We start from the raw sequence: 27,000 nt of genomic DNA, 5'->3' as shown, positions 1-27,000 counted from the left end.
GCTACTGTTTGGTACCCATATCCTTGGTGACACCATCAATGGCAATATTTTTGATACCGTCATTGTCAAATTTGATAACAATACTTATGTTATTGCGGGCAAAAAAGTAATCTCGGTTATCTAGGCTTATAACATAATCGCCTTTGACGGAGTCGCTAAATTTGCGCTTTTCGAGTTTTAAAGAGTGATCTGCTATTTGCCAATTGAAGCCTTCAATAAAGCCATTATTAAACTCTTGTACCCAAACTTGTTGTTCGTCTTTACTCAGTGTAATCGCAACGGAGTATGACTCAGGCAAAGACATGTCATAGCTTTTATCACCAATAGTGAATTTTTCGGCAGTTTGTTGCCAAGCAAAACCAAATTTAAAATCTTTTTCCACACCCGTTGGGTATTTTAAAGTACCGTTACCTAGAAAGTTGAAGTCAGCATATGCTGAGCCGGTAAATAAACTTGCAGAAAATAGAGTTACCAAACTGAATAGTTTCATTAGGCTTATCTGTTTTTATAATAATATATGCACAGATTAGAGCAGAATATTCGCCTTAGCAATATGCTGTGATACACTTTGTGAATTATCAACTGGTTAGACCTTTTATTGTGAATCTATATTTTCGACTAATATTATTGTTTTTTAAAATCAAACGTAATCGTGACTATCAAGGTTTACTCGACACGATAGATATTGAATTCAGAGCACTGCCGACTGATTGCGATATTAACTTGCACCTGACTAATTCCCGTTATTTAGCAATGATGGATTTGGCGCGCACTTGGATGACAGAAAGAGTAGGATTGCTTCAACATATTATGAAACGTCGTTGGTTCCCGATCGTTAATGCGACTGCAATTACCTATATTCGCGATATTAAACCAATGCAAAAATACACTGTTAGTACGCGTTTAGTTGGCTGGGACCATAAATACTTTTACATCGAACAAAAGTTTCACTCTGAGCGTGGATTGCATGCGATTGCCTATGTACGAGGGGTATTTAAACGTAAGAAAGGTGTTGTGAGCGTTGAAGAAATGCTTGAAGTTGCTGGGTTTGAAGGTGTAGCTCCTATCTTGCCAACAGAAGTAATGCACTGGAAAGAAATGTTAGAGCAAAAGAAACTCACAAATAAGTGATACCCAAGATAAATAAAAAAATGCCAGCTAAGCTGGCATTTTTATGGTTTTAAACACAGTTTACTCTGCAGCGCAAACTGCTTCACTAACAAATGTTAAGTCATTAACATGCGAAGGACCATCCATTACAAACGTTGCTTCTGCAGTGTTTTGGTCAAGTGAGTAGATTTTAGCATTTTCACCACTTTCGCGGCCTGAAACATAAATTGTACCATCATCTGCAATCGCAATACCTGATGCCCAATTTACACCATGCTCACCAACAAGTGTCAATTCTAAGCTACCTTCATCTAGTGTATAAAGTGCTTTACCTGTTAACACGTAAAGTACGTTAAAGTCATTTGAGTAAGCAATATCACCATCTGAGAAAGTATCACCAGGGTAAGATAGTTTACCAAGAACAGTCTTATCACCTGTTTCTAAATCAAAGTCGTACATATATGTCTTACTTGTTGCACGAAGAGCAAGACCATCAGCGGTGACTGTTGAGCGGTAAATAGGGAATGAAGTCGCATCAACTACTTCCGCTTGTTGGTTAGTTGCTAAATCTAAGCTGTAAATTTTAGATGCTTTGCTGCTCTTATCTAGTTGCTCCATGAAATAAAGCACACCGTCTTTACTTGCAATATTTGAAGCTGTGTTATTTAGGCCTGCAACAATAGTGACAGAGCTTGAAACTGGGTTGAAATGATAAACATAGCCCTCAGTTTCTGAACCGAAGTTATTAATACCATATAGACCTGTTTCAACTGCACAAGGTTCTGGAATTTCTGTTAGAGAAACATTATCAAGAAATGCGCCTAAAGAGTCTGATTTACCAGCACCAGCAAAGCTCAATACTGAACTAGTATCGTTTGCTTCTACAGTAAAGCTATATTTAGTCCAGCCTTTTGTGCTGCTATTAATGGTCGCTAATTCATTACCATTCCATAAAACTTTGGCAGCGTTTGTTGTCGCATTACCTTCAACACGCGCAGAGTAATAAAAAGTAAGTTCGTACTTTTTACCTGCTGAAGTAGCTACGCTCTGTGAAATTGAATAGTTAGCAGTTGAGTCTAGTTCAAGAAGTTGATTACCATCTTGAGCTGGAACAATACCTAATTTGTTAGTTTGTAACTCAAATTTAGCATTGTTACTACGGCTCCAGTTATCGATATTACTGAATAACTGCCATTGTCCACCATGGCCAGTTACAGTGTTATTTTCAAATGACCCGTTTTCAACTAGGTTTGTGCTTGCCATTGCCATACCAGATGCGATAGCTAAAGGTAACACTGCTAATTTAGAAACTAAGCTTTTCATGACAGTCTCCGAAGTTGTTAACATAAAATTAATATTTAATAGTATCATTTTACTGCTTTTTGCTGGTGTTTATCAAATAGGGAATAGATCTAAATTTATACTTTTTTAATTTTTTATATTAATTATTTGATTTTTAATAATAATTTAGTTTGTAGGAAAATTCTGATTTTTCGACGGGAAAATAATAAAAAACGCAAAACAATCCTTTTGGATTACCTTGCGCTTTTATACTAGGTTAAAAGTTAATTGGATTTAGATTTGTTAGCAAACCAGCCTGATTTTTGATTGCGGCTTAATTTGCCTAATATTTTTATCGCCTTTTCTAAGGTAATTCGCTGATCAGCTATATCTTTATAAATTTGATTTGCTCTTTTCTTACGTTTAACAGCTGCTCCTGCATCAAGAAATGACTCAACCACTTGATTTAAATATTGAATAGGCAATGCTTGCTGTTTCTCAATGTTATCTTCAGAACCATATGCCTCAAGTTTTTCAAGTAGATTAGTGATTTCTGCTTGGCAGAACTCATTCTGCGCCAAGTGCATTTTTTTCAATGTGCTCAAATGTTGTTTTAATGTGGCCACTTCTAACCTATTGAAGGAAACAATCATGTTGAGGTTTGTTAGTGCTGTTCTGAACTCCTTAGCTGTACATTGTTGGTCAAATAGATGTTCAAGAGTATGGTTTATTCGCTGCCACTGCTGCCAAGCGTAAACATAGTTCAAGCCAGCGCCTTTAATGTTTTGCATACCAACAATAACTTGATGGTTATTTACTAAACCTAATTGGGCAATTGACCGCGTTAGTTCATCAGCAGATAAACTACTGTTTTCATGTAACACAACGTTAGATTTTATTGTATTTACAATAACCTCTTTTAGCTTTTCGCTATTGTTAACGATATCTTGCTTAAGCAACTCTAATGTTTGACGTTGTTGATAAACAAATAGATTTTGTAAAATAGCCGATGCTTCGGCCTCATTTGAGTTACCGGTAGCATCTTTCAAAAGAGCGTTAATATTAGATTTCTTAAGCGAGTCGCCGTTTAATTTTATGAGCTTATTAGCAAGAGTTAGATCGTAAGCGTCGCTCAAACGAGCAATTAATTGTTCTTCAGTTAAAAAGTTGAACTGAGATAAAAGTTTATCAAACTCTTCTAGATCATTATTTGCAATAATTTTATCTAATCGCTCAATGAGTGCGTTAATAAAGTAGCTATAAAACCCATCAACGTTTGTACCAATTACAACTATTTTATCGAAACGCAAATCGTGACTTAAAATATCTGCAAACACTTTTGAGCGAGCCACACGGTCATTTCGGTTATTGATTAAAGCAATAACCTGTTTTTTGGGGTTGTCATTTAAATCATAGATCCCTAACCGTTGCCAATTCTCTAACGTTGCTAAACGTTCATTTGCTGACATGCTATTAATAAATGATTGTTCTACTTTACCCACTTTAGCTTTTTCAAAATGTTGTAAAACACCAATATCAGGAATGATTCTGGCCGATGTTTCTTTGTAAACATAGTCTTTACTTAAGCCAATATGCTGTGCCATTTTACAAACTAGCGCAATATTAGCTGGATGTTCTTGGTATGGGTATAAAGAACGTATATCGTCTGTAATTTGCAAGCCATCGGCCCAATGCACCTGGATCAAACTTGAGTTCTTCTGCTTGGCATTGACGTCTAAAATAGGAGCCATATTTTGTTCGCTGGTAAATACTAAGCTATTCTCGCCAATAAAGTGACTGGTTTCGTTTGCAACATCGATACCTGTTGGACCAAGTATATCTTCATGGTCTGGGTAGGCATTTGTTATGGTTGAGAAATTGTCTTTCATCCAGTTGCGAAGAATACGCACATAACGTGGTGTGAGCCCCATACATTCCCACAAAAATACGTCTGCTTTTACATTCTTAGCAAAGTGCAAAACATCTCCTTGCTCCCAAATACTGGCTTTATCGAATGGACGAAATAAGGGGATTTCAAACTGCTCACCACTTGCCCTTGCATAAATCATCGTAGCTTCACAGCCCGTTGTTTTACTTACTACTTTTAGACTTAAGCTGCTAAAAAGGGCCGCTTTAAGGCGTTCTGTTCCGGATTTCCCACGTGTTCCCCAGCCGCCAATAGATACAGGAATAAGTGCTCTGTCAGATTGAATCTGACGGCTGATTTTTATATGTCTCGCCCAAAAGTAAGCGATAAAGCTAATGACAAAAAATATTAGCTGACCAATGCTGTTTTGGTAAATTGAATACGCATACTCTTTAAAGCTTGACCCAATGTTAAAAATAAAGGGTGTAATTGCGAGCTTTTTATAAAGGTTAGCAATACCTGATTCGACAGGGAACGCTACATCAAACAACATTCCATATGGTTGGAAGTCTAGCGTAAAGCCCTTACTGCGAATGTTTTCTAGGTAGTGTTGTTGTTCTACTTCAGTACCATTTCGTAACTCATTCAATTTTTCGTAGTTCAATGAAATCCAACAGTATGCATATAAACGCTTAAATAAACTTGTTGGTGGTGAAATTATCAAAATGCCATCAGGGGTATAGGATTTAGCTGGCGCTTTTAAATTATCTTGAGACAAGGTACTTAATAAGAAATCAAGTAATGGCAAGTGTGGTCGTGAGCTAAATTGATGCTCATCAAAACGAGGCTCACCGGGTACTTCTGTCTGGCTTATCTCTGCAACAGTACAACTTGGTACATGCATAAATGCACTAGGCTTTCTGGCCTGTAAATGGTTATAGCTTTGTCTTTTTCCGGTACTAGGGTTCTTAAATTCATGCCATAAGCGCCAGATTCTAAAGCCACGCTTATAACCCAATTGCACCTGCCATGACTTTTTCTTCAGGTTAACATTGAACGCTTCATAATGCTGAGCTTGTTTACTTAGTAGTCGGCCAAGCAAATCTTCATCTACTTCTTTACAGTCAATGGATGTGTCTGAACTTAAGCTCACCTCTAATTGTGCAACTTGTTGCTGATGCATAAAACTGACTAACTGCTCTCGAACACGGCTAATAATACGTTTTACTGCAAGGTTAGTTTTTTCTTCAAGTTGTCGGTTTAATACATTTATAAACGCTTTAAATATATCTTGAGTGTAGTCATGATTATCATTATCAACTTGAAGGTTAAACATGATCCTCGGAGTGAGTTCAAGTAATAGACGTTGTTCTGCAAAGTTATCAGTTTCCTCAAGGAGTTGTTGCCATAACTTAAAGCCTAATTGCTGTTCACTAAAGCGCGGGTCTGATAACTGTTTAATTAATGTTAGTCTTACAGCTGGGCTGTTTTCAAGTTGCATCCGCTCATTGAGTAAATCTGTTACACATGACCAAGGCAAAACGGAACATTGCTCTATAACACTTTGACGAACACGAGGGTAAGCATGTTTAGCAAGTAAAAAAATCAGTTTACGGTTTGCCTCATTTAAGGAAAACTGTTTGCTGATGATTTTGGCAAATGAAGTAATTAAAAATAACTGCTGGCGATCTACTTTGCCGTTTTTATCAACGTCCAGATCAATATGAGAGCGCATAAAGTAGCGAGTAAAAGTGGGTCTAAGATTAATTAGTATTTCTAAAATATCGACTTTTGCTGCGTGTGGTGTTGTTGGCTTCTCTAATGACTGTAGTAAGTTTTCAACTAAATCTGCATTAAACTCAGGATCTTCGACATATTCATTAAGCAAATTTACCTGATTAGCTAACGCTCTAAATAATGAGTTTCGTGTTGCTTCATTGTCTGTTTTTTCTAGTAGGTTTAAAAAGAAGCCTTCTAAATCGAGCCTTAACCATGACTGAGCCATGTCATTTTGGTGATTACGTAAATAACGGTTTGTTAAATCACCGAGCTTTCCTATCAAAAACTTTAATGATTGCTCAAGTTCAGAGGTTTTATCTTGGTAACGATTAATCATTGCCCCTTCATCAAACCAACGCTGAAAAGCATCTTGATCCTTTTGCAGTTGCAACTCACTTGCCCCTAATGTTTTTGCATAATCAAGGATATGAAATTGCCTCTCGGCTTTTAATTCTGCATGACTCAAACGCTCAACAAAGCGACGATGATCGCCATCAAGTTTGGTTAATTGGTTTTGCAGCTTATCAATTTTGTGAGTTAAAAAAGCAATAGCTTGAAGTAACAACCAATCATCTTCGTCATTATCATCTGGCTGGTTCTTTATGAGCTCCCACTCACTTAATTCGTTAACGAGTTGCTTATACTTTTGGCGATAAAGGTCTAACCAAAAATTGGCTATATCGGCAAATAGTAGAGACTCAAGGCGCTCTTTTAAAACTTTACTGCTCATAGTCACTCAGCTCTAACAAATGGTTAAGTTGAAGTGTTGGAAAAATAATTTCATCGTGTGCATAGGGAGCAAAGCCCGTATGCAAGTTATTGCCAGATGAAAACTCAACACTAATATTGTGGTTATTCCAAACCCAATCTTGTTGCCAGCTTACTTTAAGCCAGCCTTGTGAGAAGCCCCCTAAGTCAATCTGCTTTTGCCATGCAAAGCGAGAGATATATTGCCATGTGGCAGTAGCACGATGTTCATCAGCGAAGCGGTAATAACTATCTAGCCCCACCTGGAAAATATGGCCTTCATAATATTGATTCCAACTAGAGTTAAAACGTAAATAATCCAAGCTGCTCCAATCATCATTAGAACCGGAAGAAACACCAAAGTTAAGGTAGTTATCGACCCAGGGTTGATATCTATATTGGTAGAGCCCTAACCAACCAGATGAATGATTTTCTCTGTAAAAATTAAAAATACCTGAGTTAAGCTTATCATCAGCGAGGTAGTCAGCTAAATCAGCGCTGCTGTAGCGAACATAAGGAGTTATTTGCCATTGATGGCGATGCACTGAGTCTTGTCGCCATATTTGGCCAATACTAATGCTGGCATCAATCGCGTATTGACTATCAAATTGCTCTCGGCTCATTTGCCAGCGACTATTAATTTGGCTATCAATATACCAAGGCGTTGTTTCATCCTCCCAAGAGTAATATCCATTTAAATTAATAATATCAGTTTGCGTATCACTGAATGAGTAATATCCCTCTAACTGATACCATTGATTATCATCATTTATCCGAATTCTAGCGCCAATATCAGTTTCTTCGCGGGTGGGAATATCTTCAGCGCTTTGAAAAATTTGCTGTTGATCATAACGAGCAAAAACTTGCCAGTTGAGTTCATCTGCGTGTAGTTCTGTTTGCTCCTTAACGATTTCTACTTTTTCAGGCGCTTGATAGGTGATCAACTCTGGCAGGGCAGCTTTAGTCTGCGAGTAAGCAGAAATTTTATTGTTATGTTCGCTTAACTGCCAACTGTATAGGCGGACATATTCCAACTTTTCAGCTTTAACTTCGATTTTTCCTGCAGGATGAAAAAAGCGACGTTCTGTTCGTCTTTGTTCGTCGATTTCTTCCAACTTGATTAGCCTGTCGGCCGATAAAGTTGCTATTAGCGGTGTGTCCGGTATTACCGTGTAGAATAATAACTTGGTTGGTAGCTCTAAGTGCTGCCATTTTCCGGCTAGATATTGTTCTGCTTCTATTGTTAAGTATTGTGATAGGTAAGGGTTGAGCCATCTAATACTGATTATGTTGTTATCGAGCTCTTGCTTAGTAAAAGTAAATGGCACACTTTGTTGTTGTGAAACTGACCAGGTTTTCAGTTCATTAGCTAGGCGAAGTGAAACATTTGCGACATTGTCTCGTGCTAACTCTGCAGTAGAGAAGTGAAATTTAAAACGGATTTGTTGTCCAGCAGTTTGAGCTAGATCAATATGCAAAGTATGGAATGGTCGTAACTGTAACCCTTGCTCTGACGCAGACTGGGTGTTAAGCAAGGTAAAACGATCAGCAAAGCTACTTTGTGCAGGAGCTTGCATTTTAAATAGTCGAGTTCCAGCATAATCTAGCATGCTTTCAATAGGTTGCCACTGACCAAAACTTTCAATTCTATTCTGAATGAAGGTCGATCTAGCTGTTGCTGGTAAGGTCTCTAGACGTTGCAGTAGCTGAGTGTATTGATTGTCGTTTAAACGCCTTTTGCTTAATTGGTATAAGCCATTAATTAATAAGTCATACTGTGATGCGGTAGGTGAATAAACTAATGACATAAAGTCTATTGCAGTCAGGTTATTGGCAGCATCAGACTGGTAGTCAAATTGAGAAACTAAATCATTAGGGAGCAGGCTTACATCAAGATATGTCAGATGATCAGCGCTCAAAGTCAGAGTTTCTCCGACTTGCAAGCTTATAATTAAGGTTGCCGATATAGATGCTAGTTGCTGATTATCTATAAACTGAATATTTGCTGGAATATCACTAAAAATTGGCATCAATTTATGCTGATATTGGCTATCGGCTTTTAGCCAAGCCGTTTGATATTCACCATTTTGTTTCGCAGCTACCCGAGCTTTGATCGCTAAATGAATAGGGTGTGTAGCAGTAAATTTCCACGGTTTCTTATCACTTAGCACGGTATTTTGTACTTTGCCTTGTCCATCAATAAGTCCAGCTTGCTCTGCTGTTACTAAGTGGTATAAAGGGTCATTTTGTTTAGTATTTGAAACCAAACTTTGAAAATTTAGTGCTGCGAAACTTGGTTCTGCGATGTTTTGCTGATCAGACTGATGAGCTAGCCACGTCGCTAAACGATTTTTTTGCTGTTTAACAGCAAGCCTGATCAAGATTTTTCTACAATTGGAAATTGACGATAAATTACCAGCGCACAAGGCAAATAGCTTGTAGTCTTGATGCTGCTCTTGGTAAATTTTAATCAACTCTAAACTTGCAAAATGCTGCAATTGAGCCTGTTTTGCACTTTTGTATAAACCTTCTAGATAGCTATTTGCTAAATGGAATTGTTTTTGCTGCCTCAAAATATCAATTCTTGCTTGCCATGCTTTTTCCGCAACTTGATGGTTACTATGCTGGCTTAGCTTTTTCAAAAAGCGAAGGGCATCCAATGGCGCAGATTCTGCTAAATCATTAGCAGTCATTAGCAACTGTTCCCAATCTGTTATGTTTAATTGCTGCTGTGCGGGTGTATAAGGTTCAATTGAAGCTAAATAGTCCGCATGCTGCTTGTGCAAGTAGTTTTTAATAATCAGCTCTGTGGTAGGGCTCTTTGCACTTAACTTGTTCGGCTGCTGGTAGAGTACTTCATCCATGGGGATATCAGCTAGAGTTCTTGCGTATAGTGCAAAATCAATATGTTCCGCTGTGTTTTTAAGTGCTTGTATAGAAAGTGACTTTTCTTTTAAAGGCACAGAGAGTGTTAATGTTTGAAAGTGTTCTGTCGCTTTCAGGTTAACTAGCCAGCTTTGCTCACCTGCGGTGAATTTTAATTGTGTGTCATTGTTACTTTTTGCAATTAGGGTAAGCCAAGGCGTAGCTCGTTCTTTTACCGTTAAGTCAAACACTTGTGCAGATTGAGACAGAGCTGTTAAATGTCTAGTCTGATGATTGATACGAGGGTAAAAATGATGATCGACTAAACGCAGCTCAGCAAGCTCGGTGATGGTTTCACTTTTACTTTCTACAGGCAATTGGTTTCGATAGCTGCCAACAAGTTGTGAATCGATGCTCATCATCGAAAGCAAATTATAGTATCGCTTTACGTTAAGCGGGTCATTTTCAGAAAAAACAGTGTTACTTAACGGCCCCAACGAGTGCTCTTGGTAAATTGATTTTAAATGATCATTGGCAGTATTTAGCCAATATGGCATTAGTTGCTTTTCTTGCTCTTTTGCGGCTGCACCATCATCATAAATTGCGCGGTGGCTTTGCTCTATTTTAACCAGTGAATTTGTTGCGCTTTTAATGGTTAGGTATTGGCCTGCGTCGATAGCCAAATAATCTGAGTTAACTAAACCAACATTCTTATCTGAATATTCAACAGCGAGACTATTAATCGTATTCACTTTTGCTGTTAAAACGTTATCAACATAGGCGTACACAACACCGTTTCGATCAGGAAGTTGCATATTCTGCCTAACAGATAGCTTTAATTTTTTTGCTGCAGGAAAAAACAGCGTAACTTCTTCATCTTTATGCAGTTGATAATAACGCTCATTGCCTTGCTGTGTGGTCAATAAAACAGATGGTTTTGCTAGTTTGAGTGCACGTCGAAAACTATCTCTTTTTGCTTGATAGTGACCGACAAGAGCCCTAAAGCTAGCGCTTTCGTCAAGGTGATTCTGAATGGCAATTATACGATTATGGCCTGTTGCCGGAAGCTGGCATCGTTTCGAATTACAAAGTAGATCCCGATGAACTTGTAAACGCTGCTGAATGTATTGTGTGTTTCCGGCGCTGATAATAAATTGATTTAATAAATCGGGATTTATCTCAAGCCAATGGCCTTCTGGTAGCCATAAATACTGATGCTGCTTGGCATCAAATTGCAACTCTTGAGTAGACGTTAAAGGGGCCAGTTTTGGCGTGGTTTGTAACCAAATAGGGGGCTCAAGAACCGCATGCTCAGGCTTAGCAGCATACACCATGTTGATGCTGAATAATGTAAAAGTGACTAAGGCTATTATGATATAAGGCATTGGCTAAACTGCTTTAAAAGTTGGCTATTAGTTATTAAACGCTCACGCATTTGACGGCTTAACTCGATATGAAAAAACTGGCTATTAACAGGCGCCATGTCGGTAAGTATATTTTTTGTCCCTCCGAGCTCAAAAACATCACGACCAAATAGCATAACATTAGAGCCTACTTGATTATTTAAACATTCAGATATTTTTACAGTTGCTTTTGACGGTGTTTTAGAGCCATTGCTAACAATGATATCTGCATTACGCCCTTGTAAAGTTTTTCGCTTTTCCTTTGCAAACCCATGTACCTGATAAATAGAAAAAGATTCTACAGTCTTAGCATAGGCAAGAATAAATGCATTCGCACTACTAACTTTGTATTTGCCAAAATCGAGTTTATTATTACTTTGATCAAGGGTATTTCTATGTTTTGAATTTGTGAGTAACACCTGACATTCAGCAAACACTGCCTTGGCTATTTTTAGCGTGTGTTTATCAAAATAGCGATGAGGTGCATAAGCAATACAGTTATTACCAGTCTTCTTATAATGAATCTCGCCACCGGAGGTAATTGTTTTTTTTGCTTTAAAAACACCATCCTTGTAATTGAAGTGTGTTAGTTCAGTGTTCGGTTTTAATAGCCAAGCATGAAAATCTTCTGTTAAATCATGCAAGCTAGTTTCCTCGGCACTGCATGCCGCCATAAAAGTGCAAAAAACCAGTAACATAGCATTAATTTTCATTATTCCACCACCTTACTTTTTGCTCTTGAGCAGGGTATTCATCGAGAATAGACAGCCAGATTGTTTCTGATGACTCGATTGTTATTGAGTGTAAAGTATCTATATCACTTGACACTAAGTGCGTGACACTTGGATAGCTATTCAGTCGGCTATTCTTTGGGTGAATCAAAAAAGCATTAATTAGTTCAGATGGATAAAGCTGATATTTTTGCTTTTTAATACTGTATTCGCTTGTGAGTCCTGACTTGTATTTTGCTCTTTGTTTGACACTAAGTTCAACGGGAGCCTTATTATTTGATTTAGCAACTTTGAAAACAAGACTAATAGGGCGCTGATACTTATCAAATCTGAGTGTTAGAGGAGTCTTTTTATTTAGTTGGTACAGGCGTTGTTTAACCCAAGGCCGATTACCATACCAATTTTGATACATTGAGCGAGAACTGTCTTGGATTTGCTGTAGTTGTGAAACAGATAAATCCGCCATATTAGCTTCTTTAGCACTATTACCCTTTAAACGATAAATTAGGCTGTTATCTTCAGAGTTAATATACGGCGGATAATTATTCTTATTATAAATACCGTAGTTAAAAACCTGAGCGGGTTGTTTAGGTAAATAGTACTTATTGGGGCTTAGTGTCAGTGCTACATTTGAAATTGGTAGCTGATCAAATAGTTCCCTAGATTGATAGTATGTGACTTGTGGATCTAACTCTGCTGGTGGCGTGAAAGTCCGAATATTCGAAAAGTGCCCCATCAATGTAAGTTCATAATGATTATTGGCGCGCAGTTCATACCACGCAGCGATATCATGAAAGTTTGTAGTTGATTCTGTCACCAAGCCGTGAGTTAAGGTTCTTTGGTAGTTAAAATCAGCAAAGCGGGATTTCAGACGAACATAGACATCTTTATCTGCCTTGACTTCGACTCGCCTTGCATTCTTTGGCGAGCGCAAATAGTAAGTTACTAACATACCAACATCTTGACGTTGCGTGTTTTCGGCAATCAAACGATCAAACTCTGAAGCTTGTCCTTTCAATGTCACAGAATAGCTCTCGATTTGCTCGTTACTTTCATCAAACAAGGTGACATTTAGTTGGCTTGTCTCAAGAGCTCGAACTTCAATATTTAAATGGCTTTGCGATTCAATATCAAAACTGACAGAGGATTGGCTGTTAGCCAAGTAACTGCCTGAGTAACTAGTTAAGATTGCATTACCAGATAATGTTCGCCATTGCGTTAATAAATTATCTTCGCTGCAGATTGTGACTAAGCCCGGATTAAGAGGTTCAGTTTGATTACTATTAGCTTCGTCTATTGCACTAAAGTTTACAGGTAAAGGAGGGGAAAACTGTAGTTTGTCATACCAAATTAAAGAAGGAAGCAGCCCTTGTTTGTCTGTTTTGAATATCAGGCTATCGGTTTCCTCTAAGCGAATACTCGCGCAAAGACCCGGTTTCGTGAAATAAGAGCCTAGATCATGTTGCTGTTCACTAAAGTCATATGTGACTACATTGTAGGGTAAACTTTCATACAATATGTCTGATTTAAAATCTATGTCAGGAATTCCCTGTGGTGCAATTTTTTGCCACCAGAATGCCATCGCATTTCTAATCTCTCCATCAGTTAAAGTATTTTCTCCCATTGTCAGGTAATCAGTTGCGCGTCTGCGTCTTTCTAAAGGACGCTTAAGCCAGCTGTTAAGCGGATCAATACTTTGCTCAGGAGTTTTAGCGTGGACCCTTACAACTACACCCTGTAGGTTAGTTTGTTCAGGGATAAGCGTTAGATCAAGACTCGCAGCATTAGGGTAATCTTTAATAGGTAAATAAAAAGATTGACCAGATGCGACGTTCAATGATTGTTTGTTTTCAATTATTTGTTTTACTTGTTGCTCTTGCGAGTTTGTAACCAATTTAGATGCATGATGGTAAACCTTGTCTAAAATGACATCTCCTTCTTGATCATATAGCACGTATTTAATTGCATAATTAACCGGTTGGTCAAGTACGACTGACTGATCAAACACGGCATTTGATAAAATGCGTAGTGAGTGAGTACGTTGATTTGAAAACGTAAACTGTAGTGGCTTTTGACTACTAAGCCACTGTACATTTGAACGTGTTTCTTGACTAGTACGCGCATCAATGGGTTCAGCGGAGTCGATCCATACCATTATGTTTCGTGAGAAATAAAAAAGTGCCACTAAAGCAATTGTGATTGCTAAAATAGCAAGTAGGCGTTTAATTAAGTACATATGCGCCTCCAGCCATAATGCTATTAAATAAGCTCAGATCAATAAGCTGGTTATTGGTTGGATTGTAGATTGCCACAATATCGTTATTGTACTTAATCATAAGCGCGTACTTGTCTGCATTTTCCAGCTTAATGGTGTGTAAAGAGCAGTCTTTAATTTGCTCGCAGAAACCGCTTAATGATGTTAAACGCTGATGAGCTATATAGTTTTTAACGAGAGTTTGAATTCGTTGCTTTTCTTTAGTCGAGATTGCTTGCCAGTTTAGTGGCGACAAGGTAGCCAGATTTATAGTTTTTACCTTTGTATTGGTAGATATTGCCAATAATCGTTGCAATACGCTGTTTTGGTCGATTGAAAATTGTTCTTTAAAGTCTGATGCCAGCCATAATGTTGCCAGCTCACTATTGCTATTAAATTGTTGGTATCCTGATTGAGGTGAGCTGCCTATTTCAAGACCTCGCGTTGATTTTTGTCCTGATACTACTTGATATTCAACCCCTAAGTTATTCAGTTTTCCGTCGATTTGTTTCATTAGTGGCGAGGCCACATCGCTGATGCGCGTAGCTGAGAATGCAATTGCATTTGGGCGTACCCATGACGGCGCGCTATGGCTGCGGATTTGAATGTGTAAACTAGGCTGATTAGCTGTAAAGCGCAAATAGCTTTGATGAATAACATTAAATAAAGAGTCAATATTATCAGCCCCAAGTACATTAGCTTTAGGGTGCGCATAAGGGTGAGCCCCCGCAATTAATAAATTGGCAGTGTTTGCCTCGGAGAATAATTCAGCTGCAAAACTCAGCGTATTACTTTCAAATAAAGGCCTTGGTACACTGAGTGTGATAGCTTCATGAGCAGTCAATTTAAAAGCGTAAAGCCCTTGTCCTTGTGAGCGTGCTTCATTATTTTTAAGTGGGCTTAACAATAGATATCGACCACTGCTATTGTTGATTAGTTGCAATTGATAGTTAAGTAGTTCGGTTGTGCCATTGATTTGCTTTAACTGATTAAGCTTGTCTTCTGTCAGTGGGGCATTACCTATCTGTGTAATTAATTTATAGAGTGGCTTTAAAACTTCATACTCCCACAGCGCTATTTGGCTTTCTGATAGAGGTTGATACTCAAAACTACCTTTTTTACTAATTTGATAAGCAAACTCTTCAACAATAGTATTTATTTCTTCATTGATAACACTAATTTGGGGGGTATTGTACTTATAGTTATCGCGATAAAAGTTAGCCAAAATATTAGTATAGTTAGCACTATCTAAAAATAGTTCAAGCATAGAGCCCGAGTAATTCGCTGTTGGCAAACTGCTTTGTGTTGCTGCACCAAAATAAGTTGCCTCACTGCCTATAAATTGGTGAATGTCTCTTTGTCTAATTGAAGTTGGTAGTTGGTTATATATCCAATATTGGCTGTCGAATTTATTAGAAGGCTTTTCAACTAGTGCTGCCGTGAAGCGATTAGCTTCTCGAATTTGTAAGATTTCGTCACTTTGTAGTGCGTCAATGAAAGCTTGATAATAAAAGCTTTGTTGATCTTCCGTTGCAATCGTCTTTTGTGGCGTTTTAGCAGTGCCAAATAACATTGCTTTATTATTCATATGTTGAAAAATCAAGCTTGCAGAGTCACTCGCTAGACTTTCTGTAATTGGATAGGGAATAGTTATCAACAAAGGAGACTTTGGCGTTTTATTAAAAATAAATAGCCCTCTTTGCTGACTTTCGTAGGTATCTACTAAGTAAACATATTGCTCATCACTTTCAAGCGAAAAACCCAGCTCGCTAAATAAATAACCAAACTTTGCTATGGATTGCTTGTTCTCAAGTGCTTGATTTAACTGGTAAACAGCATACTTGAAATCATTAATTGCTTGATTAGCTTTATAACTACTGACTGTTACTTTATCTGTCCGAGTTGTGTATAAGTAGCTCTTATATTGGCTTACTTGTTGATTTAAGGTGATGACATGTGGATTGTCGATATCTGAATGTACATCCTGATTAGACAGCAAAGAGGGCACTAACATCACTAAGAAACCTACAGTAATAGCGAAAATGCCGCCAATTACCGAAGTTTGAAATGTTGCTCTGATTACTAATCCAAGCGCATTCTTTTGATATATTTTTAGTGCCAGTAGAGTTGCAAGCATGTAGCCAAATGCAAATGTGTCTGTCACTTTGAGCGTAGGAAAATACCAAACAACGACATAATTCAGTATTAACTTATAGACAAAGCCTATAGTGAAGAAGAACATTAATAGTCTGGCACCCTCAATGTTCGCATGTCTTAGCCGAGTAAAATGCACCAATGAGCTACCAATTATTAAAATAACGGCCGTTTCTATAAAAGAAGTTAAAAGCTTTGAAGGCTGAGTTAATTGCAGTGCAAGTAATGCCGGTAGCATTATTCCATTGAACTCCCAGCCGTACTTTATATTTGCTCTGGAAGCAATAAATGCAGTGATGACTAGTATGATATATGCTTTTGGTGCCGCGATGATTGAAGCGGCAACGGCTTCGTACATAATGCCCAAATTAGCAATACTAAAATTAGTAAAAGGCATTAAGACAAAACGAACTAGCAAGAAAGTGATAAGTAATTGAATGAAAGTTACTTTAAGCCCGTACTTAAACCCTCCGTTCCACATCACGTTCGCTGTTAGTGCGATAATAATAAGGCCTAAAGAATAAAGCTGAGATGCATAATCAAAAGTAATATCCCATTGGCTTAACTGAGCGGCAATTAAAGGCCAAAACAATGTGTCCATGCAGACACGCACAAGAATACTAAGCAAGATTATGGCGAAAAAGCGATCCCGCCCAAACATTTCTCCATAGCCAAACTTTTCCATCATATAATGAGCACTAAAGCGCATTAATGCATAAACAACGATTGCCTCGATAATAATAACCGCAGCTGAGGTTGGGCTAATAATCAGTAAAGGGACTAGGTAGCCTGGTACAACAAGCCCCGTCAGAGGGAAACCAAAACGCAAATTTAACAAGCAGACGACCGCAGTACCTACCCATACGGTAGTAATAACAGACTGGCCTAAGCCTGTGCCTGCAGGAAAAAGCGCGAGTACAAAGTCCATTAACTTTGGTCCTCTTTAGTGGCTTCTTGCTCGTCTATGACAGCATGGTTATCAATAAATTCAAATAAGATACCTGAGACTTGAAATGGTTCGCCTGAGGCAGTTTGCGAACTGTCGGTGTTCAGTGCTTTAATACTTAGCGTATAGTTTCGGTTATTAAGTTTGGCAGGTAAACTTATCTCAGCTTTGTTTAACGTCACATAACGAAGTTTGCCCTTGGCAACCTCAGTATCCAGTTTGCAACAGCGGCATAATAGATCTAATGCAGTCATCTCAAAGACAGCAATTTGATGTTGTTTTGCAAATTGCTCTAATGCGGCATTCGTCTGAATAACTTGGCCAAATAAGTTAAACAAAATATTAGCAGAACGAGTGTGGCTGAATACCATTTCTAAAGTTGTCATTTTTTGCTCCATTTCATCAATAGAGCGCTTAACTCGCTGGCTCGTAGGCTCATGCAGTCTCAAGTTAAGTAGTTGGTTAATTAGAGTTTTATTTTTTCTCTCAGTGGCTTTAAAAATATGGTAATGGAATAGCAATTCAGCGACTTGAGCAGCAAATCTATTAACATTCTTTTCAAAGGCTTGTTGATTGAACTGCGTATTTGGGATCACTGAAAGTGCCCAGAAACCGCGTACATCACCGGCATAAACAAGCGGTACCATAAATTCAATTTCATTCGCACTAACATGCTTAAAAAAAGGTCGAGTTATTTGCACTATCCCCAATGACTTTAACGCATTACTGTAGGGCGTTCGTTGATAATCTCTGCGCATTTCTTGTATGTCATCTAAATTACAATTCATTGCACGAATTTCTACAACTCGGTGATCATCTTCTTTGCGAGCAAGGAAAATTGATTTCTCTAAGTCTAATTGTTGACTAATTAATTGAATAATAGGGTCCCAAGGCGAAGCTTGATCTATAAAGCTTTGTGGTATGAAGCGTCCCATCATCTTTTGTTGGATATTATTTACCACAACATTAAGCTCTGCATCCTCTGTTACTTTGCGGACAATTAGGATCCAGAGAAGGGTGATAAAGGTAAGTATAATGTACTGGCCTATTGGGATATAAATCTGCATTGATTCAACGAAAAAATAACCAATTGTGCACCAGACAAAAATACTCATGAAGGCAATAAAAAATGAGTAAAAGAGTGATAGTTTCTGAAAACTAAAAAGCAGAACCAACACTAAAATTAATTCAATAACAATAGAGTAGGTTGGTTTTAGCAGTGATACTACAGTGTTCTTATCAATACTGTCAGCCATGTAAGCCGTGAGTAATAGTGGGTCATGTAAGCCGTTAAGTTTTGGCGCGTGTATTTGCACGTTAAATGAGGAAGCTTTTTGACCCACAATGATGACTTTATTTTCTAATTGTTCACTCATAACATCAAAGTTAAGCACTCTTTGAGCACTAAATTTTGGTAAAGCGGCCACGGCGAGCTTAAAGTCAATCAAGGCTATTTGATTATTTTCATAATCAAATATTTCTTGCCAAATACTTATGCAATTCAAACCCTCTTGAGAAGGAATTTGAATCTGATAGGTTGCCCAAGCAATTACATGAGGGACACAATAGCTTTTGTTTGAGTACGGATAGAATACATTGTCTATCGGTAAGGGCTGCAAAGGTTCATCGGCTAAGACAATAATCGCTTTTGGTTTATAATCATGAAGTTTACTTACCAGCTGCTGGTGATTATTGCTCAAATTATCACTGTTGACTAATACGATATTAGTTTGCTGTGTTTGACCTAATGGCTCAAGTGCTTGGTATAAAAAAGCATTACTTGCCTGAAATAGGTTCAGTAAATTGCTGAACATTACAATCGCAAATAAGCTAACTGTTAACCAAAACGCACGTTGGTGCCTCAATCGTAACAATTGTTGAAATACAGCCACTGCTCCTCCTTAGTCAAGTAAAGTGAAAGTGAGCTTTATACTCGTATCATTACTTGCAGAGACTTTTAAAAAGTCAAATCCATGCATTTTACTGCTTTGCCATTGCTTATTTTCAAGACTGATTGGGTTTTGCCAAGTGATCATCGCGATATTGTCTAAGCGCGTTATTGCTTCGCCATTACTTGGCGCATATTGTCTAAATTGAAGCTTAATACCACGAGGCGGTAAGTTTTTTGGGCCAAGGGTAAAGTCGTCAGAAGGTAAGCTGAAATCATGGCTAAATACTTGCCACGAGTTATCACCTCCGTTGCTGATAACAACTTCATTTTCCGAAAAAGTAAGATCATCAATTTCGGTTGTATAAGTTAACAAGCTTTCTAGCTTGCCACCATTCTCAGATTGTAAGTAGCCATATAATGAGAAATCTTTACTCAATAATGGCGCCCCATTTTCGTCAATCAATTCCATCACTCGCATAGTGTGTCTAAAAGGAATGATTGAAGGGGTATTGTCAAACTCATCGCGGCTAGAGCAAAGAGCTTGAATCCCAGCGTAGGGTTTATCGGTGCAAGGAAAAACGCTATCACTAGTATGATCCCAGCGACTTACCTCAAAAGCTTCTGAGTCGTTATCCCAGTCTTCGAAATCGCCGAATACCATGATGTCTCGGCCTAAAATACTATTGCTAAGCTCACCACTAGTCACTTCAATATTAGACAAGTATGCAGCGGATGATGGTGCATATTGACGTAAGTCAATTATGTCACTGCTGCTATCGAGTGTAACGGTCACTTGTGAAGTACGCTTTGTTGCTTGGTCTTTAGAGAAATATACTTCAGCATAGTTGTCACGCGGTATTAACGTTACCGAGTCATCTGAGAACTCTGCTAGACGGCGCACTAAATAGTTACTTAAAAAGCCAGTGGTAAAACGAGGCTTGTAGTCTTCAATGTAAATAGGGTAAGCAAAGGCACGATTTACTGTTTGTGTGTCTGCGTTTAGGTCAATCATCACCGCAACACCTAATAGAGTGTCTAATCTAGGTTGATCAAACACAAAGTTACCTAAGCCGAGTACTGCAGGAATATCATTATAAACAGCAAAACCCTGAGCAACGTGAGGGTGATGAGCTATTAATAAATCAGTATTTTGCGAAGAAAGAGCTTGGAACCGACCGTCTATATAACTTGTTGGCGAGTAACTATATTCATCACCGCCATGCATTTGTGCAATTATAAAGTTATTAGTATCAATAGCTTGTAGAGTATCATTTACTGCATTTGCATTGGTAAGATCTGCCGCTCCTCCTTTACTCTGCTCTGCAACATAATTAAATTCATGCTCATCTCCAGTGATAGAGGTTGCAGCAAAGAGTGTTAAGTTAATGTCCCCAAGACTAGCATTCACAGGTGCAAGAGCGTCAGTGTCATTTATTCCAGCACCACTGTGTAAGAACCCCGCATTTGCTACTTCTATAAGTGTGTCTTCAAGACCTGATTGTAAATAGTCATACACATGGTTATTACCGAGCCCCAAATAGTCAACGCCTATGGCTGAAAGTCCTTGGAGTGAATCAGGTAAAGAAAAAAAGCTAAACTCTTTTGTTGGATGAACGGTACTAGGATTGCTTGTTACTGGTGATTCAAAGTTAACGGAAGCAAAGTCTGCATTTAAAAATAGCTCAGCAACATCGGCAGTAATTGCAACACTATCTGCCCCAGCTGTTTCAGGGCGAATAAGTGCATTTTTAACATCGGGGATGTTTGTTCCCATAGTCGATAAGCTTGGATCTAAATAACGGCGTCCAAACATAGTATCTCCAGCAAAAATCAGGCTTTTACTATTTTGAGCTTTTGTTTCTAATTGTACTTGAGAAGTTGCATAATTTGGTTGATTAACGATAACCCCTGCTTTTGCAAAGTAACCGTTTTGTTGCACCATTAAGGCATGGTTACCATAAGGCAAATCGCTAATGTTAACTTTGCCATTGGCATCTGATGTGTAGCTTTGTCCTGCGACTTTTATGACAACATTGCTTAAATTGTCTTTACTCTCATCCACCACTGATAGGGATAAATCAGCCTTACCAGCAAGTAAAGTTTCTCTAGCACTGATGGAATCTTGCTTTTGCTCTTGCGGCTTATCTTCATCAGGGTCTTTCACTTTACATGCTGTTAAGGTTAAACATGAAATTATAAGTAAATAGTTGATAATCTCTTTCAAAAGGCAAGCCTCGTTATCATTTTTTTTACATTGCATAGGTCAATATTATTATTGCTATATTGTATCTTTGTTGGTTATCGGGAACAATAACCGCTGGCTCTGAAAATTCAGATATTTCTTAGTCCGTTGAAATTTAGCAAAATAAATACGTCTTAAATTGAAGTTTAGCTCAAAAAAATGTTTTTTTTCAAAAATATAATTTGTTCACTAGGGTTTAACAAATATGATGCCAGAGTTAAAGAATAAATTTGTAATCGACTAAATGAAGATGAAAAAAAAGGCCATTAAATGGCCTTTTTGTGCGTATGGGCTTTCACAAAATGAAAGTTAGAATTTGTATTTAACACCGAACATAGCAACAACTGGGTCAATTTCTACCGTTGAAGTTAATGCCTTTGCGCCGTCAGCATAAACTGTTGCGTCTGTATCGATGTCGATTAGTGAAACCATGCCATGTAGGCCCCAGTTTTCACTCATCATGTAGTTAAAACCAGCTTGAGCTGCAAAGCCAAATGAATCATCTAGTTTCACTTCTACATCGTCAGTACCTAATGTTGCTTTTAAAGCCGCAGAAGGTTTCTCATCAAAGAAGGTTGTATAGTTAATACCTACACCCACAAAAGGACGGAACTTATAAGTTGAGTCTAAGAAGTGGTACTGGGCGATTAGTGATGGTGGTAATTGCTTAATATCGGCAATTTTATTGCCCGCTAAGCCACCAGTTCCTTGAACATCATGGCTAAATGGTGTCGCTGCAACTAATTCAAGAACCCAGTTGTCATTAAAAGAGTAATCAATCGTAATACCTAATTGGGTATTGTCATCGCCACGAAGTCCTAACGTTGGCGCTTCATTGATTTTTGAGCTGTCGTTATCAGGGTTTACATTAATTGCACCTACATTCACGCTTAAGTTTGCGTTTGCAACAGGAGAGAGTGCTAATAGTGAAGTAAGTAATGCAATGCTTAATTTAGTTTTCATGTTGTTCTCCGCGAACTACTTGTCTTATTTGGTTGAGGCTATTATTACTAAGTTGCAGCGGACAAAACCTGTTCTAGATCAAAGTTTCAAAAATGTTTGAACTAAGTGAAGCCATTTTTTGATTTAGATTAAGTTTTTAAATGGGAAGATCAAAAAAAGATTGACTCTTATTGACTCTATATTCAGTTGCGGCTGGTAAACTAACGGTGTTATTTGCTTATTAGGTATTTTGCATGGCTGATCCTCAGCACTTATTTCTTCATGGCTCGATTTCAAAAGCGCTACTTAAATTAGGTATCCCGATCATCTTAATCAATATTTTGCAGTCGGCTTATCAACTGACCGATGCATTTTGGGTAGGCCGCTTAGGGGCAGAGCAAGTAGCTGCCGTTTCTGTCAGTATGCCGGTCACTTTTTTAGTGATTGCTATTGGCTCTGGGTTGGCAATGGCGGGCGCTATTTTATCCGCTCAATACATGGGAGCGGGTCAGCAAGATAAGGTTAATCACGTTGCTGCCCAAACTATGTTAATGGTGACAATTACCGCAACCATACTTGGCTTAATAGGCTATATGCTTTCACCATATTTTTTGACTTTATTAGGTGTTGAAGATCAAGTGTTTGGTGATGCCCTTAAATTTATGCATGTATCTTTTATCGGCGTTGTGTTTGTATTTATTTATGCCATGTTTCAAGCCTTAATGCGTGGTATAGGGCAAACCAAGGTGCCGCTCTATATTGTAAGCGGTACTGTGTTACTCAATTTTGTGCTTGACCCCTTACTGATTTTTGGTTTTGGTGACTTTTCGGGTTTTGGCGTAATGGGCGCTGCACTAGCCACACTTATCACGCAAAGCTTAGCGGCTGCAATCGGGGTATGGGTGTTTTTGCGAGGGCGTCACGGCATTCAACTTAAACTCTCTAGTTTTAAACCAGACTGGCAGTATATGAAGCAAGCCTTCTTTTTAGGAGCGCCTGGCTCGGTTGAACTCTCTGCGCGAGCCTTTGGTTTAATTATTATGTCGTTTTTGGTAGCTAGCTTTGGTACGCACACGATTGCCTCTTATGGTGTTGGATCTAATATTTTACAAATGGTGATGATCCCGGCAATGGGTCTTTCAATGGCTGTTTCGACTTTGGTTGGTCAAAACATGGGAGCAGGAAACCCGCAGCGTGCAGCACAAATAACTCGATTAGCCTCACTTTGGGGACTGCTGGGCCTGACAATAGTGGGTGTTGTTGCTTATCTGTTTGCTGAATACTTGGTGGCTTTTTTCATTCCTGATGATGAGTCTGTGATAGCGGGTGGTGCAGAGTTCATTCGGGTTATGTGCTTAACTTGGGGCGGAATAGGCGTGCAGCTTTGTGTAGTCGCTGCATTTAGGGCTTCAGGCAACATGCTAAATGCGATGGTTGTGTCACTGCTTTCACAATGTGTTATTCAATTTCCTGCCGCGTATATTTTGTCTAAGCATACCTCTCTTGGACCGCAGGGGATTTGGTATTCGTTTGCTATTACGAATGTACTTGTGGCGATTATTACTTATCTTTGGTTCGCAGCTGGTCGTTGGCAACGAACACAATTAACCAAAGAAGACAAAGACATTGCCAAGGTAACCCAAGAAACCCTCATTGAAGAAGGAAATCATTAATTTAAGTTTCACACTGCGGTCATAATCTCTCGTTGTAATAACCTAAGCTTTCTAACTGATTAGGGTTATTATGAGTTTGATATCAAATGCAGAGTTAGTAACGCACCAGTCGGTGCAATCTGAGGTGGTTGAAACATTACAAACCTTGCTCCGATTTAAATCGGTAACGCCCGCTCAAGCTGGTGCAATTGATTGGCTTGAAGGTAACTTAAGCCAGCTCGGCTTTGATTGTGAGTTATTTAGCTTTAATCATGTTACTAATTTAATTGCTAAAATCACCTTTGGTGAAGGCCCTATCGTTGCTTTTTCTGGCCATATTGATGTGGTCCCTGCTGCAGAAGGTGATTGGCGAGTTGATCCTTTTAGTGGCGAGATAGTAGATGGCAGTGTCTATGGCCGTGGCGCAGCAGATATGAAAGGCGGTGTTGCTGCGATGCTTTGCGCAACAAAACGTTTTTTAGCGCAAAATAGCAATAAACGCGGCACATTTTACTGGTTAATAACCTCAGATGAAGAGGGCGAAGCTGAATACGGATCCTTATTGATTGCTGAGCGTCTAGCCAAACAAGGTGTTGTGCTTGATGGTTGCCTAGTTGGCGAGCCGACGAGTCATCAGCATGTGGGTGATACCATTAAAAATGGCAGGCGAGGCGCGTTGTCTGCTCGATTATCTATTCAAGGTAAAGCTGGGCATGTTGCTTATCCAGAAAACACCATAAACGCTGCACATTTAAGTGCAGAGGTTGTGAAGCGCTTAACGGCAATTAGCTGGCACAAAGATGAAACAAGTTCGGCTACAACACTGCAAGTGACCGGCATTAATATAGCCAATGTGGTCGATAATCTTGTTCCTGCTCAATGTGAGCTCACGTTTAACGTACGTTATAGTCATGGCTACAAAAGTAAAGACATCAAAGAAGAAATTCAGTTTGCATTGGCAGATTTAGCATCGCGGCTAACGCTTGTTTGGGAGCGTCCGTGCGAATCATTTTATACCTTGCATCAGGCGAGCAATTGCTTGTTGCAGCAGCTTGAACAAGCCGTGCATGAAGTAACAGGCAGCTTCCCTATGCTTAGTACCAGTGGTGGCACATCAGATGGGCGATTTTTTGCCAATGAGCACACGCAAGTGATTGAATGTGGCGTGCGAAACCATACCATTCATCAAGTTAATGAGCATGTTCCTATCGCAGATTTAAAAACTATTGAGCAAATATACTTAGCTGCGCTTAGAAATATCTTTAATTAAAAAGAAAAAGTCGGCGAATATGCCGACTTTTTTAAGCTATTTTATAACGACTATTCGCGTGGCTGCCCTAAGTATCGTTTGGCTTTACTCGCTTTTACTTTATCTAAGTCGACAAGCACTAACCCATCAATGCAATTATTGAACTCAGGGTCGATGCTAAAACTTAAAAACTGTACGCCTCCTGCCTCGCAAAGCTCTGTGTATTGTTTGAATAAGGTTGGGACTTGCGCACCAATATTGGCAAGCACATGCTTAAGTTCAACAAAATCTTCTTTAATATCATCCCCAGCAAATAACTGAGCACATTGTTCTTTTTGTGATTCGGTATGGCGATATTCATTATTGGGGATAGCTAACACTTGTTTAGCACCATAATAATGCTGGTAATAATGAACGAGTAGTGATTTAGCTTGCTCGGGGAGTGCGTTAGATACGCTAACTGCGCCAAACAAATAGCGGTATTGCGGGTAGCGGTTCACAAATGCGCCAATGCCAAACCACAAATAGTCTAGGCTCTTTCTACCCCAGTATTTGGGTTGCACAAAGCTGCGACCGAGCTCAATGCCCTTTTCAAAATACGGCGCCATATCATCGCTGTAGCTAAATAGGCTATCGGTGTATAAACCTTTGCGGCCATGTTTTTCTATAATGTCTTGTGCGCAGGCAAGTCGGTATGCGCCGACTAGTTCAAGTTGCTTAGCATCCCACAGAACGAGGTGTTGATAATCCATGTCGTATTTATCTATATCACGGCGTTTACCACTGCCTTCACCGACTGCCCGAAACGCAATTTCACGAAGTCGTCCTAGTTCACGGAAAATCGGTGAGCTACCACAGTATTGATATAAATAAATTTTCATACCATCAGAGGTTTCACCTAATAGCTCACACTCTTCAATGGCTTTTTTAAGGTCTTTCGTTGCTTCAGGACTGGCAATGGGGGTTTGCGTTTTTAACGGCAGAGGTTTTTTTGTGATAAGTCGATACAGTTGTTTTCTTATCAACTGAGCTATTTCTTTATCTTTTAAATTTTCGATTAAATATGACTCAGGTGGGATGGACGCGCCAATTTCAAACTCTAATGATTTTTGTCGTTGTTTGAACATCTCTTTGACTAATAACAAACTGGCTAAGGGTTTGTAGATCATTGAGGTGCCGTAGAATAACGGGCTGTTTTTCGCTTTGATGTAAATAGGCAAAATAGGTGCGTTGGCTTTTTTTGCCATACGTAAAAAACCGCTGTTCCACTTACAGTCTTTAATGCCCGTTGGACTTAAGCGCGATACCTCACCTGCAGGAAAGATTAATAATGCACCGTCTGATTTTAAGTGTTGCTGGATATTAGCGAGTTCTTTCTTTTTACTCGTACCAGAGAGGTTATCAACGGGAAGGAGTAACGAGTGCATCGGAGTGATTGACATCAGCATGCGGTTTGCAACGACTTTTAAGTCGGGGCGTACACTTGATAAGACTTTTATCAGCGCTAATGCATCAAGAGAGCCGATAGGGTGGTTAGCGACAATAACGACATTACCTTCACTTGGTATATGTTCCATTTGTTTTGGCTTGTAGCGCGTGTCAAAGTCAAGCTCATCAAGCACTTGCTCTACAAATTCAAGCCCCTGTAAGTGTGGGTATGCATCACCAAAGGCAACAAACTCTTGCTCATGTAATAAATAACCTAGGCCTTTCTTTACTAAACCTTTTACTTTTGGCGAATTTTCTAATTGTGGTAAATTTGCTTCTATTACTTTATCAACACTGATCATACAAACCTCAAACATAAACGCATTTAGCGATGAGGTTAGGGTAAGAGTTCGCTGTGACAGTTAGGTTGCAGTTGTGTGACTTTTTAAAGAGAGCTTC

At 38.9% G+C, this 27,000-nt stretch carries 14 protein-coding genes; 3 read left to right on the top strand and 11 right to left on the bottom strand.

Annotated features, from left to right (window positions below):
* Window position 1: 1 nt before the first annotated feature.
* Window positions 2-490: a hypothetical protein gene (locus IMPJCBKJ_RS05025; protein ID WP_166339050.1), complete on the bottom strand. Its 489-nt coding sequence runs from the start codon at window positions 488-490 to the stop codon at window positions 2-4.
* 110 nt (window positions 491-600) lie between these two features.
* On the opposite strand from IMPJCBKJ_RS05025, the gene IMPJCBKJ_RS05020 reads away from it, so the two are divergent.
* Window positions 601-1,131 (top strand): thioesterase family protein, encoded by a 531-nt coding sequence (locus IMPJCBKJ_RS05020; protein WP_138601468.1) that lies wholly within the window; start codon window positions 601-603, stop codon window positions 1,129-1,131.
* A gap of 60 nt (window positions 1,132-1,191) precedes the next feature.
* On the opposite strand, the gene IMPJCBKJ_RS05015 is transcribed toward IMPJCBKJ_RS05020, so the two are convergent.
* The 9 genes from IMPJCBKJ_RS05015 to IMPJCBKJ_RS04975 all read right to left on the bottom strand — a co-directional run bounded on the left by IMPJCBKJ_RS05015 (window position 1,192) and on the right by IMPJCBKJ_RS04975 (window position 22,233).
* Window positions 1,192-2,433: a DUF642 domain-containing protein gene (locus IMPJCBKJ_RS05015; RefSeq protein ID WP_054551960.1), complete on the bottom strand. Its 1,242-nt coding sequence runs from the start codon at window positions 2,431-2,433 to the stop codon at window positions 1,192-1,194.
* 242 nt (window positions 2,434-2,675) lie between these two features.
* Window positions 2,676-6,767 (bottom strand): poly-gamma-glutamate synthase PgsB, encoded by a 4,092-nt coding sequence (locus IMPJCBKJ_RS05010; RefSeq protein ID WP_166339049.1) that lies wholly within the window; start codon window positions 6,765-6,767, stop codon window positions 2,676-2,678.
* Window positions 6,757-11,034: a hypothetical protein gene (locus IMPJCBKJ_RS05005; RefSeq protein WP_166339047.1), complete on the bottom strand. Its 4,278-nt coding sequence runs from the start codon at window positions 11,032-11,034 to the stop codon at window positions 6,757-6,759. Before IMPJCBKJ_RS05005 ends, IMPJCBKJ_RS05010 begins: the two co-directional genes overlap by 11 nt.
* On the bottom strand, window positions 11,019-11,765 hold the full coding sequence (locus IMPJCBKJ_RS05000) for a hypothetical protein (protein ID WP_054551773.1): 747 nt from the start codon (window positions 11,763-11,765) through the stop codon (window positions 11,019-11,021). The genes IMPJCBKJ_RS05005 and IMPJCBKJ_RS05000 overlap by 16 nt, the downstream gene beginning before the upstream one ends.
* The gene (locus tag IMPJCBKJ_RS04995; RefSeq protein WP_166339045.1) at window positions 11,755-14,019 is read right to left on the bottom strand and encodes a hypothetical protein; all 2,265 of its coding nucleotides are present in this window, start codon (window positions 14,017-14,019) and stop codon (window positions 11,755-11,757) included. The genes IMPJCBKJ_RS05000 and IMPJCBKJ_RS04995 overlap by 11 nt, the downstream gene beginning before the upstream one ends.
* Complete coding sequence (locus IMPJCBKJ_RS04990; protein ID WP_166339043.1) at window positions 14,006-17,119, bottom strand: poly-gamma-glutamate biosynthesis protein PgsC/CapC; 3,114 nt, start codon at window positions 17,117-17,119, stop codon at window positions 14,006-14,008. The genes IMPJCBKJ_RS04995 and IMPJCBKJ_RS04990 overlap by 14 nt, the downstream gene beginning before the upstream one ends.
* Window positions 17,119-19,029: a hypothetical protein gene (locus IMPJCBKJ_RS04985; RefSeq protein ID WP_166339041.1), complete on the bottom strand. Its 1,911-nt coding sequence runs from the start codon at window positions 19,027-19,029 to the stop codon at window positions 17,119-17,121. Before IMPJCBKJ_RS04985 ends, IMPJCBKJ_RS04990 begins: the two co-directional genes overlap by 1 nt.
* Window positions 19,030-19,038: 9 nt before the next feature.
* Entirely contained in the window at window positions 19,039-21,252 is a 2,214-nt protein-coding gene (locus IMPJCBKJ_RS04980) for a CapA family protein (protein WP_166339039.1), read from the bottom strand.
* 327 nt (window positions 21,253-21,579) lie between these two features.
* Complete coding sequence (locus IMPJCBKJ_RS04975; protein WP_054551769.1) at window positions 21,580-22,233, bottom strand: OmpW family outer membrane protein; 654 nt, start codon at window positions 22,231-22,233, stop codon at window positions 21,580-21,582.
* Between the two features lie 233 nt (window positions 22,234-22,466).
* Between IMPJCBKJ_RS04975 and IMPJCBKJ_RS04970 the strand changes: the two genes are divergently transcribed.
* Window positions 22,467-23,885 (top strand): MATE family efflux transporter, encoded by a 1,419-nt coding sequence (locus IMPJCBKJ_RS04970; RefSeq protein WP_054551768.1) that lies wholly within the window; start codon window positions 22,467-22,469, stop codon window positions 23,883-23,885.
* Between the two features lie 70 nt (window positions 23,886-23,955).
* Window positions 23,956-25,134: a succinyl-diaminopimelate desuccinylase gene (gene dapE, locus IMPJCBKJ_RS04965; protein WP_166339037.1), complete on the top strand. Its 1,179-nt coding sequence runs from the start codon at window positions 23,956-23,958 to the stop codon at window positions 25,132-25,134.
* 50 nt (window positions 25,135-25,184) lie between these two features.
* Here the strand turns inward: dapE and IMPJCBKJ_RS04960 are convergent, their stop codons facing one another.
* Window positions 25,185-26,903, bottom strand: a complete 1,719-nt coding sequence (locus tag IMPJCBKJ_RS04960; RefSeq protein ID WP_166339035.1) for a GNAT family N-acyltransferase — start codon at window positions 26,901-26,903, stop codon at window positions 25,185-25,187.
* Window positions 26,904-27,000 lie beyond the last annotated feature (97 nt).

The organism is Pseudoalteromonas sp. MB47 (assembly GCF_011319765.1).
In the GTDB taxonomy this organism is placed as follows: Bacteria; Pseudomonadota; Gammaproteobacteria; order Enterobacterales; family Alteromonadaceae; genus Pseudoalteromonas; species Pseudoalteromonas simplex.
The sequence above is the reverse complement of the archived record's forward strand: the minus strand, read 5'-3'. Positions and strand labels throughout refer to the sequence as shown.